The organism is Novosphingobium sp. (genome assembly GCF_025351285.1).
Classification (GTDB): Bacteria; Pseudomonadota; Alphaproteobacteria; order Sphingomonadales; family Sphingomonadaceae; genus Novosphingobium.
The window spans coordinates 1-13,141 of record NZ_JANXWG010000001.1 but is presented as its reverse complement, the minus strand read 5'-3'; the positions used below and the strand labels follow the sequence as shown (position 1 = coordinate 13,141).

The window sequence follows — 13,141 nt, the reverse complement described above, 5'->3', positions numbered from 1 at the left end:
TCTGATCTTGACTCGATCCCTGTCTGTTCTACTCTTGTTCGCATAAGTGGTTTTACGGATTCGTGGCCATCCACCTGCGATCGGGTGCCGACCGGGCGCCATCGATCACACGTCATTGGCCACGCGCGGCAGGAGCATATTGCCATGTCAGAAGCACCATTGGGGTTCGAATTCGATACCGTCCACGGCCACCTCGATGGCGATGACAATCGCTTTGACAGCGACCATTCCGGGTTTCCGGCGCGCAGCGAGGCGGCGCTCAGTGTTTCGATTTTTGCAGACCGCGCCTACTTGCGTGCCGAACTGGCCGAAGATGCGGCGGCTGCGGGTTTGCGCATAGCGCAATCGAACGAATTTTCGGCGCTGATGGAAGCCGATGCGAAGCCGCTCGGCAATGTCGTGCTGGTAGATTGCCCGGTGATCGACGGCGCCGAACTGGCGGCGCTCGCGCGGCTCGACATGCGCGCGGCGCGGATCGGTGCGGAACTGGTAGTTTCGACCAGCATGGGCTCGCTCGACGATGTGTTCGGCTGCCTCGATCAATCGGGCGCGCAAGTGCTGGTGTCACCCAACCGGGCAGAACGCGCGATCGCGCTGGGCCGGGTCATGGCTCGCGCCGGCGGCAAGGCGCGCGTGCGCGAATTGTCCGAAGCAGACCGGCTGTCGCTGATCCGCCTGACCGAACAAGTCGTCCAGATCGCGCAGAAGCTCGACCAGATGTCGTTGCGCCCCGCACTTGCCTCCCCAGTGGCCGAGCCGGCATCCCCGTCACCATCGGCGTTCGATTTCCCCGATGATGCAAGCCCGCGCCAAGGTGGTTCCGCATCCGAAGACGGCAGCGCCCGTCTCGTCCGCGCCATTCGCCCGGCCCTGCCCGATCCCAGGCTGATCCGCCGCGTGATCCGCCAGCGGCAGTTGCGCGCACGCTTCTTCGATGGCGACTTGTTCGCCGATCCGGCGTGGGACATCCTCCTCGACCTGACCGCGGCCCGCGCCGAACACTTGCGCGTGTCAGTGACGTCGCTGTGCATCGCCTCGGGCGTTCCGCCCACCACCGCGCTGCGCTGGATCGGGCAGATGACCGATGCCGGACTGCTGCTGCGCGTGGATGACGAAGCCGACCGACGCCGCGCCTTCATCGCGCTGTCGGACAAATCGGCCGATGCCATGGCGCGTTATTTCCACGAACTCGGCGCCGCGAGCGACAACCTGGCGGTGTGACGCCGTCGGTCGCTTGCCAGGTCGGTCGTCTGTCGATCAGGCCCGCCGCAGGATGATCACGAGCTGCGCATCGGTCGGTTGCGGCGCATCCCCGATCACGCGAATGGCATCGGCGCGGGCGCGGACCAGGATCGAAGCCGGTACCGATCCATCGTGAACCACCACGTCGGCGGAACCCAGCAGGCGCACAGCGCGCAAGGTCAGGTCATCGGGATCGTCGCTGGTGAGGACAACTTCGATGGTCCGAGCAGGTGCCGAAGCAGCGTCCGAGGCCAACCACGCTTCGACCGCAGCTTGGCCCTTTTCACCGTGGAGCCCGCCACCCAGCGGGTCCAGCGTTCCACCCGCCGCCAGCGCGGCATCGATCGCATGGCGGCGCTCACCTGGGTCTGGCCATTTTGTCCGAAGCGCACCGCGCGCCGCTTGCAGCGCCCGTGCCAACCCGCCAAGATCGGGCGGGAGCAGCGCATCGAGCCGCAACCGCACCGCCTTGGCAAGCCCCGCCGAAACACCCCCGGTGCCGACCGCGATCACCACTGGATCACGATCGATCAGCGAAGGCACGGTAAAATCGCACAGTTCCGGCCGATCGGTGGCATTCACGAGCAAGCCCCGCGCCTTGAGCCGCGCGACCGCTGCGCGCGCCTCGCCCTCGTCATCGATCGCCACAAACGCCAGCCGTGCGGCCGCATCGTCCTCAGGCACCGGCACACCACCAGCACGCTCGACAAGTCGCCGCTTCGCGACCGCCGCCTCGCCATCGCCCAGGACGATCACAGGTTGCCCGGCCAGCTTGTGGAACAGCGGCAGCGCCTGCATCGTCAATCAAGCCCGCGGCTGGGCCAGCATGTCAGACCAGCCATTCGGGCACGCGTTCGGCCGCAAGGATCGTCGCCGGGTCGATCCGGTCGGCCACCACCGCCCACTTGTCACCATCGACCATCACTTCGGGCACCAGCGGCCGCGAATTGTAGGTGTTGGCCATCGTCGCGCCATAAGCGCCGGCGGTTCGAAACACCGCAAGGTCGCCCGGCGCCAGCGTATCGATCTCGCGGCCAATCGCAAAGGTATCCGAACTTTCGCAAATCGGCCCGACCACGTTCGCCACCTGCTGCGCCCCGCTCGGCACAACCGCGACGAAATCGTGCCAGGCATCGTACATGGCTGGTCGCGCCAGGTCGTTCATCGCCGCATCCACCACCACGAACGGCGCGGCTACCCCCGGCTTCACGCGGATCACCTGCGTCATCAACACGCCGGTGTTGCCGGTAATCACCCGGCCAGGTTCGAACATCAACGTCGCGTCCCAATCCGCGGTCACCCGCGCAACCATCGCCCCGTATGCCTCGGGGCTCGGAAACACGTCGCCGGCCTTGTACGGAACGCCTACCCCGCCACCCAGGTCCATGTGCGTGACCGTGCCCCCAGCGGCACGGATTTCGCGCATCAACCCACCGATCTTGGTGAACGCGGCTTCGAGTGGATCGAGGCTGGCCAACTGGCTGCCGATGTGAAGCGCCAGCCCGCGCAGCAAAAGGCCGTGCTGTTGCGCGAGCCGCGTATAGATCGCGGCCGCTCGATCGAACGGCACGCCGAACTTGTTCTCGGCCTTGCCGGTCGAGATCTTGCCGTGCGTGCCCGCATCGACGTCGGGATTGACGCGCAGTGTGCAGGTTGCTGTCATGCCCATATCGCGCGCGATGGCCGCGAGTTCGAGCCCTTCTTCCTCGCTTTCGAGGTTGAACTGGCCGCACCCGACTTCCAGCGCACGCCGCATTTCCGCCGCGGTCTTGCCCACGCCCGAGAACACCACGTCAGCCGCCGGCATCCCCGCCGCCAGCGCGCGCTCAAGTTCGCCTACCGACACCACATCGGCGCCGTAACCCTCGGCCGCCAGCACCTTGAGCACCGACAGGTTGGGGTTGGATTTGACCGCAAAAGCCAGGTGTCGCCGCGGCAGCGCCGCCAGCGCATCGCGAAACACGCGCGCGTGGCGGGTCAATGTGGCGCGCGAATAGACATAGACCGGCGTGCCCACCGCATCGGCGATCGCGGGCAGCGGCACATTTTCGGCATGGAGCACGCCGTCACAGAAATCGAAGTGGTCCACCAGATACTTTCCAATGAAATTTTGGGGATCAGCCCTGAGGCGGCAAGTCGAACGGATCGTCCTCGCGCTCCTGCGAGCGCGTGCGAAGTTCGACATTCCGTTGCGGCGCGGCCTGCGTCGAGCGTTGCAGCAGCGCATCGGGGCCGGGCTGGAAGCCGACGCCATAAGGCGCGGTGGGCAGGCTGTGGCCCTTGCGCGCCATCAGCTCGCGCGTGTTGCCGCAAGCCGCCAGCGCCAGTGTTCCAGCAGCGAGCACAACCAGGCGCAGCATCGGTTTCACGAGCCTTCTCCGTCCAGCCCCAGCACCACGCGTGCTTCGGCCACGCGCTTGCATACCTCGGCCGGCGCGGTTCCGCCATACGAGGTACGCGCTGCGACCGAGGATTCGACCGAAAGCGCGGCAAAGACGCGATCGTCGATCCGCGCATCGATCGCCTTCAGGTCCCCGAGCGGCAACTGGTCGAGCGCCACGCCCCGGCTTTCAGCCAGCTTCACCGCCGATCCGGTGATGTGGTGCGCCTCGCGGAACGGCACGTCGGCCTGCCGCACCAGCCAATCGGCAAGGTCGGTCGCGGTGGCGTAGCCGAGTTCGGCAGCGGCGCGCATCCGGGGGGTGCGGAACGTCGCTTCGGCTACCATCCCGGTCATTGCCGCGATCGATAACGCCAGCAGCGAGGCCGCCTCGAACACCGGCGACTTGTCGTCCTGCATGTCCTTCGAATAGGCCAGCGGCAGGCCCTTCATCGTGATCATCAATGCGGTCAGGCAGCCGATGACCCGGCCCGAATGCCCGCGTACCAGCTCGGCGGCATCGGGGTTTTTCTTCTGCGGCATGATCGAACTGCCGGTGGAAAGGCTATCGGGCAGCGTCACGAAACCGAACGGCTGACTGGCCCAGATGATCATTTCCTCGGCTAGCCGCGAAAGATGCAGCGAGCATTGCGCGGCAGCCTGGAGGTAATCGAGCGCGAAATCGCGGTCGGACACCGAATCGAGGCTGTTGGCGGTCGGCCCGTCGAAACCGAGCGCCTGCGCGGTCATCGCGCGGTCGATCGGAAAGCCCGTGCCCGCCAATGCAGCAGCGCCCAGCGGGCACTTGTTCATCCGCGCGCGCGCATCGGCAAAGCGCGAGCGATCGCGCGCCGCCATCTCGTAATAGGCCATCAGGTGATGGCCGAGCGTGACCGGTTGCGCGGTCTGCAAATGGGTGAAGCCGGGCATGATGCTGCCGGCGTGCTCGCCGGCGCGCGTTACCAGCGCCACTTGCAGCGCGTGAAGACCCGCATCAGCCTGCTCGCACGCTTCGCGCACCCACAGCCGGAAATCGGTCGCCACCTGGTCATTGCGGCTGCGCGCGGTGTGGAGCCGGCCTGCCACCGGCCCGATCAGTTCGGCCAGCCGGCTTTCGGTAGTCATGTGGATGTCTTCGAGATCGAAATCGACCGGCACGCCGTTGGCTTCGTATTCGGCTGCTACCTGGTCCAGACCGACGGAAATCGTTGCAGCATCTTCCGCCGCAACGATCCCTCGCGCGCCCAGCATCGCGACATGCGCCTTTGACGCGGCCACGTCCTGCCGCCACAATGCCTTGTCGAACGGAATCGACGCGTTTATCTCGCGCATGATCGCCGAGGGGCCCGCAGCGAAGCGTCCGCCCCACATCTGGTTCGAACCCCCGCTTTCGGAGTGCATCTTGCCCAAACTGTCGTCGCGCTCCGTCAAAGCCCTGGTCCTCATTGCGCCGCTGCTCGCGCTCGCCGCGTGCGATAGGCAAAGCCCCCAGCCTGCGCAAGGTGAAGCCAGCGCTGCGGCCAGCGGCGAAGTGGCGGCCACAGGCGGGGAAGTGCAACCCGGCGGGTTCAACGGCCGGCTCGATATCGCCAGCCGCGGCACACCGCTGCCCGATTTCACCATCACCGATACCGCGGGCAAAAAGCTCAACCTCGCCAGCCTCAAGGGCAAGCCGGTGCTGATCAACTTGTGGGCAACCTGGTGCGGGCCCTGCGTGCTTGAAATGCCGATGCTCGACAAGATGGCGGGAGACGGCGAGAAGGGCTTGCGCGTTGTTACCGTCAGCCAGGACATGCAGGGCGCCGCCAAAGTCGCGCCGTTCTTCGCCGAGAAGAAATTTGTGCATCTCGAACCGTGGATCGACCCGAAAAACGATCTCGGCTTCAAATACAACACCGGTGAATTGCCCACATCGGTGCTCTACGATGCAGCCGGCAAGGAAGTCTGGCGCATGATCGGCGCGCACGACTGGTCCAACCCCCGCACCGACGCGCTGCTGGCCGACGTATTGGGCAAGTAAATCCTCAATCAACGCAGCCCATTTTCGCCGAGTTGCAGCGGTTCAGGTGTCCACCCCTTCGTGCGATCGCTCGATTGCACGCTTGTACGCATCGCGGCCCGTGGTGCGGGCGAGGTAGGCCTGTTCGGCGTCACCGAGGGTAATCCCGCAATTCCGTTGGCCCAAATTCAGCGCGTAAGACACCGATATGTCGGCCGCCGTGAAAGCTTCGCCCGCAAGGTATGACGAACTCGCCAGCCTCTGGCTGACCAGCTTCAGCCGTTTCTGGAACGATTGAAGGCACCAGGTTGCGCCCCAGTTCTCCCGCTCGGCCTGGGGCGCGATGAAGCGACTGACGATGACGGGCATCATCAGGGTCGCAAGCCCGGCTTCGCCCAGGTGCAGAAACTGCTGGTAAGCGGCGAAGCCCGGATCGTGCGGAGCAGGCGCCAGCGGAGTCGGCCCGTAACGGGCCATCAGGTACTCCATGATCGCGATCGATTCGACCATGACGACGTCGCCGTCCTGAATCGCCGGTATGTAGTCGGCGGGGTTGACCGCCAGGAACTCCGGGTTCTGCTCGGCGGCCAGCATGTCGACCTGCCGCACGCGGTAGGGCAGGTTCATCTCCTCCAACACCCAGACGACCCGGATCGATCGCGAAGTCTGTCCACCCCAGACGGTAATCATGCGCCTGCCCGTTCCCCAAGTGACCGAGGATCAGCCACCCCTACAACCCATCCAGCCCCTTGCTTACCAGCACGTTCACCGAGACGCGGCGGTTTTGGGCCTTGCCTTCGGGGGTGTCGTTGCTGGCCAGCGGATCGGCCTTGGCCATGCCGGTGGGGGTGAGCATGCGGTAGGGTTTCCAGTGGCAGGCCTGCTGGAGGAAGTTGATCACGCTGCCGGCGCGCTTTTCGCTGAGGGTCTGGTTGTAGTCGTCGCTGCCGACCGAATCGGTGTAGCCGACCACCAGCATCAGCGCGTTGCTGGTGGCATCGGCGGTGGATGCGGTGGTGCACAGATCGGCCTTTGCCTTCAGCGACAGCGCCCACTTGCCGGTGTCGAAGTAGACGTTGGTGGTGCTCTTGATGTTGTACTTGTCGATATCGCCCATGCGGCCGCGCAGCGCCTCGGTGGCGGCGGACTGTTCGTCGAAGCGCTGGTTGGTGCCGTTGTGGATCATGTTGGCGGTTTTCAGGTCGCCGTTGCGGAAGGTGATCTGGTTGGCGATGAGGCCGGCGTCCGAATTGAGCGTCTTGATCGTCACGGGCAGCCCGTTGAGCAGCGCGGTCCTGTCGAACTTGCCGCCGCTCGAGAACAGGCCTCCGCCTGACCTCACCCGCGTGGCATCGGTGACGGTGATGATCGCCGGATTGCCGTCGGCGCCGGTTACCTTGATGCGGTTGCCGTTGCGCGCCGAGATGACTCCCTTGATTTCGGGCCCGGGGCCGGTGGTGACGGGCGGCGCTTCGACCGGGCGTTCACCATTGACGATGATGTTGGGATCGCGCGGATCGGCGGATTGTTGTGATGGCTGTTCTTGCGCCTGGTCTTGCGCAAGCGCGCTGTTGACCGGCACAGCCAGCATGGCAAGCAGGGCAAAAGCCCCCGGACCCTTGGAAATAACACCCATTGCGCGACTCCTTGTTTCAACCCCGCAGGCGGCCTGTTCGCCCGATCCTTTCTGGCGCATTAACAATCGATGCAAGTGCCTTGTTTCGGCGGTTGGTGCGGGCCGATCTTGCGACAGGGCGATGCAGCAGCCGTCCTATTTAGCCCCGCTGTTCGGCTGATCGTTGGCCAGGGTGGCCGTTCCCGGCAGTTCATCCTTCATCGCCAGCGCCACACGTTCGGCGGCTTCCATCACGCGCAGCACGTTGCCCCCGGCCAGTTTGGAAACCTGCTCATCGGTCCAGCCGCGGCGCATCAGTTCGGCCAGCAGCGCGGGGAATTTGCTGACGTCCTCCAGGCCTTCGGGGTTGGGGGTGCCCATGCCGTCGAAGTCCGATCCGATGCCGACATGGTCGATACCCGCGACCTTCACGATATGCTCGACATGGTCGGCCACGTCACGGATCGTTACCACCGGTGCGGGGTGGGCTTTGTCCCATTCGGCCAGTGCCGCGGCGGCGCGATCGGGCTGGCCGATGTAAAGCCCGCCGAACGGGGGCGTGCCGGCACGGGCCTTTTCGGCCGAGCGATCGGCGTCCCAGCGGCGGAAGGCGTCGGACAAGTAGGGCCGCGCGAACACCACCATGACCACGCCGCCGTTGGCCTTCACTTGCGCCAGCACCGCATCGGACACGTCGCGCGGATGATCGTCGAGCGCGCGGGCGCCCGAGTGCGAGAAGATCACCGGCGCGCACGAGGCCCGCAGCGCATCGAGCATCGTCGCTTCGTTGACATGGCTGATGTCGACCAGCATCCCCAGGCGGTTGAGTTCATGGACCACGGCCTTACCGAACGCGGTCATCCCGCCGTGAGTGGGGACGTCGGTGGCCGAATCCGCCCATTCGATCGTGCGGCTATGCGTCAGCGTGAGGTAGCCGGCGCCGAGTTCGTGATATGCGCGCAGCACCGACAAGCTGGCATCGATCTGCCCGCCGCCTTCGATGCCGATCATCGAGGCGATCCGGCCCGATTTGTGGATGCGGCGCACGTCGGCGGCGGTGCGCGCCATTGCGAACGTGTCTGTGTATCGTGCGGCGAAGGACTTGATCAGGTCGATTTGTTCGAGCGTTTGCTTGACCTGCTCAAGCCCGGGCAGATCGGCAGCCACCCAGGCTGACCAGAACTGCCCGCCGACATGGCCTTTGCGAAGGCGCGCGATATCGGTGTCGTAGGGCTTTGCAGCTTTTTCCAGCCCCTGGCGAAGATCGATCGTCCAGCGCGCATCACCCTCGCGGCCGCGCAGCGATTCGGCCCAATCGTTGTGTCCGTCGATCAGCGGGGTGGCCTTGAGCACCTTGTCGACGCGGGCCGAGTAGGCGGATTCGTCGGCATGCGCCGCTGCGACCAACAGGGCGGCAAGCGGAAGCAGCAGCAGTTTCATCGGTCGGTCTCCGGGTTGAGGCCCGAACCTTATACGGTGAAGCTTTCCCCGCAACCGCAACTGCCCTTGGCGTTGGGATTGGCGAACACGAAGCCGGCGGTGAAATCGTCTTCCTGCCAGTCCATCGTGCTGCCGACGAGGTAAAGTACGCTGCCACCATCGATGAAGAACGTGCCGCCGGGCGTTTCGATGCGTTCATCGAAGGGCACGGCTTCGGTCACGTAATCGACCGAATAGGCCAGGCCCGAACAGCCGCGCCGGGGGGTGGAGAGCTTGACCCCGATCGCGCCATCCGGGGCTGAAGCCATCAACTTGGTGACGCGCGCCTCGGCCGCGGGGGTGAGCAGGACGGCGGCGGGGCGTTGGCGGATCTTGGTGGGGGCGTTCATCACAGCATTCCCAGTTCGAGCTTGGCGTCGTCGGACATTTTCGCTGGGTCCCACGGCGGGTCCCAGACGAGGTTCACTTCGGCTTCGCGCACGCCGGGCACGGTGGCGACGCGCATTTCGACTTCGGTGGGCATCGATTCGGCGACGGGGCAGTTCGGCGTGGTCAGCGTCATCGTCACCGCGGCGTGGCCGTCGGCCGATACGTCGACCCCGTAGATCAGGCCCAGGTCGTAGATATTGACCGGAATTTCAGGATCGTAGATTTCGCGCAAGGCGGTGACGATGGCCTCGTAAGTCGCACCGCCGGGTTCGCCCGACGGGGCATCGGCGGGCTTTTCGGCGAGGAAGCCGTCGAGGTAATCGCGCTTGCGCTCGAGCTTTTGCGCCGCGCTCTCGGGCGTGGCAAGCTGCGTCACCAGCGGTGTCGGTACCTCGACCGCATCTTCCACTTTCGCGCGCGGCGGGGTGGGCACCTCGGTCACTTCCTCGACCTGAAAGTTGCGTGGTTCCGTGTTCATCCGAAGATCCTCATCGTGCGGTCGATCCCGCGCAGCAACGCGGCTATGTCACTCTCGTCGTTGTAAATTCCGAAGCTGGCGCGCGCTGTGGCGGGTAGCCCCAAGTACTCCATCAGCGGCTGCGCACAGTGGTGCCCAGCGCGGATCGCCACGCCTTCTTCGTCCAATATGGTGCCGAGGTCGTGCGGATGCACCCCGTCGAGTGCAAAACTGACGATCCCTGCGCTGTCTTCGGGGCCGTAGAGGCGCAAGCTGTTGATCTTGCCCAGTTCGTCGCGCAATTGGCGAACCAGCGCGACTTCGTGGGTGTGGATTTTCGCGACGCCGATCGCTTCGACATAGTCGATCGCGGCGGCCAGCCCGATCGCCTCGATGATCGCTGGCGTACCGGCTTCGAAGCGCTGCGGCGGGGGGGCGTAAGTGGTGCCAGCAAAGCTGACCTTGTCGATCATCGCGCCGCCGCCCTGCCACGGCGGCATCGCGTCGAGCAGCTCGGCCTTGGCCCACAACGCGCCGATGCCGGTTGGGCCGTAAAGTTTGTGCGCCGAAAAAACGTAAAAATCACAGTCCATTGCTGCCACATCAACGGGCAGGCGGGGCACCGCCTGGCAGCCGTCGAGCAGGATCTTCGCGCCCACGCCATGTGCCAAGGCCACTGCGCGCGGCACGTCGAGCACCGATCCGAGAACGTTCGAAACGTGCGCGAACGCGACCAGCTTGTGCGCCGGGGTCAGCATCGCTTCGGCTGCGTCGAGATCGATCCGGCCGTCCTCGGTCAGCGGGCAAACGTCGATTGCAACGCCCCTGCTCACGCAGTGCAACTGCCATGGAACGATATTGGAATGGTGTTCGAGCGTGGACAGCAAGATGCGATCGCCCGCCTTGAGCTGGGTCACGCCCCAGGTCGCCGCGACGAGGTTGATCGCCTCGGTCGCGCCGCGGGTGAACACGACTTCGCTCTCGGCGCCGCCGATGAAGCCGGCAACCTTGCGCCGCGCGGCTTCGTAGGCGAGCGTCATTTCGGCTGAGCGGGCATAGACCCCGCGATGCACGGTGGCGTAGTCGCGGCCCATCGCGTTGACGGTCGCCTCGATCACTGCCTGCGGTTTCTGCGCAGTCGCGGCGGTGTCGAGATAGTGCCAGCGGCGGCCGTCCGCCTGGACCAGGCCGGGCCATTCGAGTTCGCGGATGATCACCGGAGCGTTCACAGCAAAGCCTCCAATGCGGCCAGTGCCGCTTCGTTGAGCGCGTCCTCGTCCGCCGCGCCCACAAAGGCCTCGGCCACGAACGCCTGCAACATCAGCGCCTTGGCTTGCGCCGGCGGCAGCCCGCGTGAGGCCAGATAGAACAGCCCGTTGGCGTCCAGTTCACCCACCGCGCAGCCGTGCGCGCACTTCACGTCATCGGCGTAGATTTCCAGCTCGGGCTTGGCGTTGGCGGTCGCGGTGCGATCGAGCAGCATGGCGCGCACCGACTGGCCCGCATCGGTGCCATCGGCCCCGCGCCTGACCGCGACTTTGCCCAGATATGTGCCTGTCGCGCGGCCGCCCAGCACCGAGCGCACGACCTGGCGGCTGACGGCGTCGGGCGCGGCGTGGGTGACTTCGGTGATCAGTTCGAGCGTCTGCTCGCCGCCGCCCAATTGCGCGGCGCCGAGGTGGAAGTTTGCGGCCTCGCCCAGCGTGACCGTTACCGCGATACGACCATAAGCAGTGCCGGCGTTGAGCACGCGCATGTCGAACGTCGCGCACGAATCGAGCGAGATCGCGATGTGCCGCGCGGTGGGCTGGTTGCCGTTGACGATAACCGTCAGGGCGCCGCTCTTGCCCGCAGCTACGTGGATGCTCTCGACCGCGATCGGCCACAGCGGGGCCAGTGCCTTCAGGTCGGCGTAGCGATAGGCCTCGTCGCGGCGAGTGGGCAACGCGGTCATCGCCCCGCGTCCTTCGATGCCGCGGGAGCGGGTGCAACCATGGCGGGCGGCTTGCGCGTTCCGGCCACGATCTCGATCGCCAGGGCACGGTTGCGCGCGATGCACGCCTTGCCGGCGTTGAGCAGCCCGGCGACCTGCGCCTTCTTCTCGTCGTCAGTGCCCGCGCCTTCCTCGATGGCGGCGACTTTGGGCACTTGCGGCGCGTAGCAGACCTGGATCGCGCGACAGCCGATCGTGTCGATCCGGGCGTCGCCGCTCGATTTCGCGGTCTTGCACGCAACGCCGGCCGGCTCGATCCGCCATTCGCCGCGCCAGATTTGCATCTTGGCCTTCAGCGCCAGTTCGCGGCGCTTGGCGGCGGGCGGAACCACATGCACGGCGGGCTTGTGCGCCGCGACGGCCATTGCGAGGAGCAGCAGCGCGCTCATGCCGCGACTGCCTCATACCCATGCTCTTCGAGTTCGAGCGCCAGTTCGGGCCCGCCCGACTTCACGATCCGTCCGCCCGCCAGCACGTGGACGAAATCGGGCTTCACGTAGTCGAGCAACCGCTGGTAATGCGTGATCAGCAGCACCGCCTTGTCGGGCTTGCGCATGATCGCGTTGATGCCCTCGCCGCAAATGCGCAGCGCGTCGATATCCAGCCCGCTGTCGGTTTCGTCGAGCACCGCGAATTGCGGATCGAGGATGCCCATCTGCACCATTTCCGCGCGCTTCTTCTCGCCGCCCGAAAAGCCCACGTTCACCGGGCGCTTGAGCATGTCCATGTCGAGCTTGAGCAATGCCGCCTGCTCGCGCGCCAGCTTGAGGAACGCCGCGCCCGACAGCAGCTCCTCGCCGCGCTGCTTGCGCTGCGCGTTGAGGCTTTCGCGCAGGAACTGCACGAACGACACGCCGGGGATCTCGACCGGGTACTGGAAACCCAGGAACATGCCGGCAGCGGCGCGTTCGTGCGGCGCGAGGGCGAGGAGGTCCAGCGATCCACCGTTCGTGTCGAGCGAAGTCGAGACACCTGCGCGCGGCGTCTCGACTTCGCTCGATGCGAACGGACGTGGGGTGAAGTTCACGCTGCCCCCCGTCACCGCATACCCCGGCCGGCCACCGAGCACATAGCCCAGCGTCGACTTGCCCGCGCCGTTGGGCCCCATGATCGCATGGATCTCACCCGCGTTGACGGTGAGCGAAAGGCCCTTGAGGATCGGCTTGTCCGCGACGGCGGCGGAGAGATTATCGATTTGGAGCATGATTACCTGATCTGTCGATTTTGAAGTTATGGCTCGTCTCTTCGACAGGCGCGCCATTGGTCATGAGACCCGGTGCCGGCTCCACCGGAAGAATGCGGGGCATGTCGAGTTCCGCTCCAACCAGAATGCTCCGACCACCGGATTGATTGCCCCACATTCGCGAGCGTGCGCGGTGACGTTTAGCCAGCCAAATCATAAGCAGCGGGAAGCCAACACAGGTCGTAAGAAGAACGAACGCCGAGATCATCGGGCACCGCCAATTGGCAGGTTCTCTGCCTCGTCACCCTGAACTTGTTTCAGGGTCCATCCCTCCCGGCAGACCATCGCTCTCGACGGCGCGATGGATGCTGAAACGAGTTCAGCATGACGGGTTGGGCGGGTG

The 13,141-nt window shown here is 65.5% G+C and carries 15 protein-coding genes; 2 read left to right on the top strand and 13 right to left on the bottom strand.

The genetic code is table 11. The annotated features are described in order from the left end of the window. Nucleotides 1–144: 144 nt before the first annotated feature. Nucleotides 145–1,221, top strand: a complete 1,077-nt coding sequence (locus Q0R16_RS00075; protein WP_295630487.1) for a MarR family transcriptional regulator — start codon at nucleotides 145–147, stop codon at nucleotides 1,219–1,221. Nucleotides 1,222–1,257: 36 nt separating this feature from the next. Here the strand turns inward: Q0R16_RS00075 and Q0R16_RS00070 are convergent, their stop codons facing one another. The 4 genes from Q0R16_RS00070 to argH are packed head-to-tail and all read right to left on the bottom strand — an operon-like array spanning nucleotide 1,258 to nucleotide 4,993. Next, nucleotides 1,258–2,040, bottom strand: a complete 783-nt coding sequence (locus tag Q0R16_RS00070; protein ID WP_295630534.1) for a bifunctional precorrin-2 dehydrogenase/sirohydrochlorin ferrochelatase — start codon at nucleotides 2,038–2,040, stop codon at nucleotides 1,258–1,260. Nucleotides 2,041–2,071: 31 nt separating this feature from the next. Beyond that, complete coding sequence (gene lysA, locus Q0R16_RS00065) at nucleotides 2,072–3,331, bottom strand: diaminopimelate decarboxylase (RefSeq protein ID WP_295630484.1); 1,260 nt, start codon at nucleotides 3,329–3,331, stop codon at nucleotides 2,072–2,074. Between the two features lie 28 nt (nucleotides 3,332–3,359). Beyond that, the gene (locus Q0R16_RS00060; protein ID WP_295630532.1) at nucleotides 3,360–3,602 is read right to left on the bottom strand and encodes a hypothetical protein; all 243 of its coding nucleotides are present in this window, start codon (nucleotides 3,600–3,602) and stop codon (nucleotides 3,360–3,362) included. Between the two features lie 5 nt (nucleotides 3,603–3,607). Beyond that, nucleotides 3,608–4,993, bottom strand: a complete 1,386-nt coding sequence (gene argH / locus Q0R16_RS00055; protein WP_295630529.1) for an argininosuccinate lyase — start codon at nucleotides 4,991–4,993, stop codon at nucleotides 3,608–3,610. Nucleotides 4,994–5,024: 31 nt separating this feature from the next. Here argH and Q0R16_RS00050 point away from each other — a divergent pair, with 31 nt between their 5' ends. Continuing rightward, nucleotides 5,025–5,642 (top strand): TlpA disulfide reductase family protein, encoded by a 618-nt coding sequence (locus Q0R16_RS00050; RefSeq protein ID WP_295630481.1) that lies wholly within the window; start codon nucleotides 5,025–5,027, stop codon nucleotides 5,640–5,642. A gap of 42 nt (nucleotides 5,643–5,684) precedes the next feature. On the opposite strand, the gene Q0R16_RS00045 is transcribed toward Q0R16_RS00050, so the two are convergent. The 9 genes from Q0R16_RS00045 to sufC form a co-directional block, all read right to left on the bottom strand. Then, nucleotides 5,685–6,311, bottom strand: a complete 627-nt coding sequence (locus Q0R16_RS00045; protein WP_295630479.1) for a glutathione S-transferase family protein — start codon at nucleotides 6,309–6,311, stop codon at nucleotides 5,685–5,687. A 40-nt stretch (nucleotides 6,312–6,351) separates the two neighbouring features. Continuing rightward, the gene (locus tag Q0R16_RS00040) at nucleotides 6,352–7,257 is read right to left on the bottom strand and encodes an OmpA family protein (RefSeq protein WP_295630477.1); all 906 of its coding nucleotides are present in this window, start codon (nucleotides 7,255–7,257) and stop codon (nucleotides 6,352–6,354) included. A 135-nt stretch (nucleotides 7,258–7,392) separates the two neighbouring features. Next, nucleotides 7,393–8,676 carry a dipeptidase gene (locus Q0R16_RS00035; protein WP_295630474.1) on the bottom strand — a complete coding sequence of 428 codons (1,284 nt, stop codon included), beginning with the start codon at nucleotides 8,674–8,676 and terminating at the stop codon, nucleotides 7,393–7,395. 29 nt (nucleotides 8,677–8,705) lie between these two features. Then, the gene (locus Q0R16_RS00030) at nucleotides 8,706–9,065 is read right to left on the bottom strand and encodes an iron-sulfur cluster assembly accessory protein (protein ID WP_295630471.1); all 360 of its coding nucleotides are present in this window, start codon (nucleotides 9,063–9,065) and stop codon (nucleotides 8,706–8,708) included. After that, a complete protein-coding gene (locus tag Q0R16_RS00025; RefSeq protein WP_295630468.1) occupies nucleotides 9,065–9,583 on the bottom strand; it encodes an SUF system Fe-S cluster assembly protein in 519 nt (172 codons plus the stop codon). Before Q0R16_RS00025 ends, Q0R16_RS00030 begins: the two co-directional genes overlap by 1 nt. Beyond that, nucleotides 9,580–10,791 (bottom strand): cysteine desulfurase, encoded by a 1,212-nt coding sequence (locus Q0R16_RS00020; protein WP_295630465.1) that lies wholly within the window; start codon nucleotides 10,789–10,791, stop codon nucleotides 9,580–9,582. Before Q0R16_RS00020 ends, Q0R16_RS00025 begins: the two co-directional genes overlap by 4 nt. Next, nucleotides 10,788–11,516, bottom strand: coding sequence for a SufD family Fe-S cluster assembly protein (locus tag Q0R16_RS00015; protein WP_295630462.1), 729 nt, complete (start codon nucleotides 11,514–11,516; stop codon nucleotides 10,788–10,790). Before Q0R16_RS00015 ends, Q0R16_RS00020 begins: the two co-directional genes overlap by 4 nt. Beyond that, complete coding sequence (locus tag Q0R16_RS00010) at nucleotides 11,513–11,944, bottom strand: hypothetical protein (RefSeq protein WP_295630459.1); 432 nt, start codon at nucleotides 11,942–11,944, stop codon at nucleotides 11,513–11,515. Before Q0R16_RS00010 ends, Q0R16_RS00015 begins: the two co-directional genes overlap by 4 nt. Further along, the gene (gene sufC / locus Q0R16_RS00005) at nucleotides 11,941–12,759 is read right to left on the bottom strand and encodes a Fe-S cluster assembly ATPase SufC (RefSeq protein ID WP_295630455.1); all 819 of its coding nucleotides are present in this window, start codon (nucleotides 12,757–12,759) and stop codon (nucleotides 11,941–11,943) included. Before sufC ends, Q0R16_RS00010 begins: the two co-directional genes overlap by 4 nt. Nucleotides 12,760–13,141: the final 382 nt, after the last annotated feature.

Bases quoted from the DNA above. Each gene is read 5' to 3' on its own strand.
- Q0R16_RS00075 (WP_295630487.1), top strand. From the start codon at position 145: ATGTCAGAAGCACCATTGGGGTTCGAATTCGATACCGTCCACGGCCAC.
- Q0R16_RS00070 (WP_295630534.1), bottom strand. From the start codon at position 2,040: ATGCAGGCGCTGCCGCTGTTCCACAAGCTGGCCGGGCAACCTGTGATC.
- Q0R16_RS00060 (WP_295630532.1), bottom strand. From the start codon at position 3,602: ATGCTGCGCCTGGTTGTGCTCGCTGCTGGAACACTGGCGCTGGCGGCT.
- argH (WP_295630529.1), bottom strand. From the start codon at position 4,993: ATGTGGGGCGGACGCTTCGCTGCGGGCCCCTCGGCGATCATGCGCGAG.
- Q0R16_RS00045 (WP_295630479.1), bottom strand. From the start codon at position 6,311: ATGATTACCGTCTGGGGTGGACAGACTTCGCGATCGATCCGGGTCGTC.
- Q0R16_RS00040 (WP_295630477.1), bottom strand. From the start codon at position 7,257: ATGGGTGTTATTTCCAAGGGTCCGGGGGCTTTTGCCCTGCTTGCCATG.
- Q0R16_RS00035 (WP_295630474.1), bottom strand. From the start codon at position 8,676: ATGAAACTGCTGCTGCTTCCGCTTGCCGCCCTGTTGGTCGCAGCGGCG.
- Q0R16_RS00030 (WP_295630471.1), bottom strand. From the start codon at position 9,065: ATGAACGCCCCCACCAAGATCCGCCAACGCCCCGCCGCCGTCCTGCTC.
- Q0R16_RS00025 (WP_295630468.1), bottom strand. From the start codon at position 9,583: ATGAACACGGAACCACGCAACTTTCAGGTCGAGGAAGTGACCGAGGTG.
- Q0R16_RS00015 (WP_295630462.1), bottom strand. From the start codon at position 11,516: ATGACCGCGTTGCCCACTCGCCGCGACGAGGCCTATCGCTACGCCGAC.
- Q0R16_RS00010 (WP_295630459.1), bottom strand. From the start codon at position 11,944: ATGAGCGCGCTGCTGCTCCTCGCAATGGCCGTCGCGGCGCACAAGCCC.
- sufC (WP_295630455.1), bottom strand. From the start codon at position 12,759: ATGCTCCAAATCGATAATCTCTCCGCCGCCGTCGCGGACAAGCCGATC.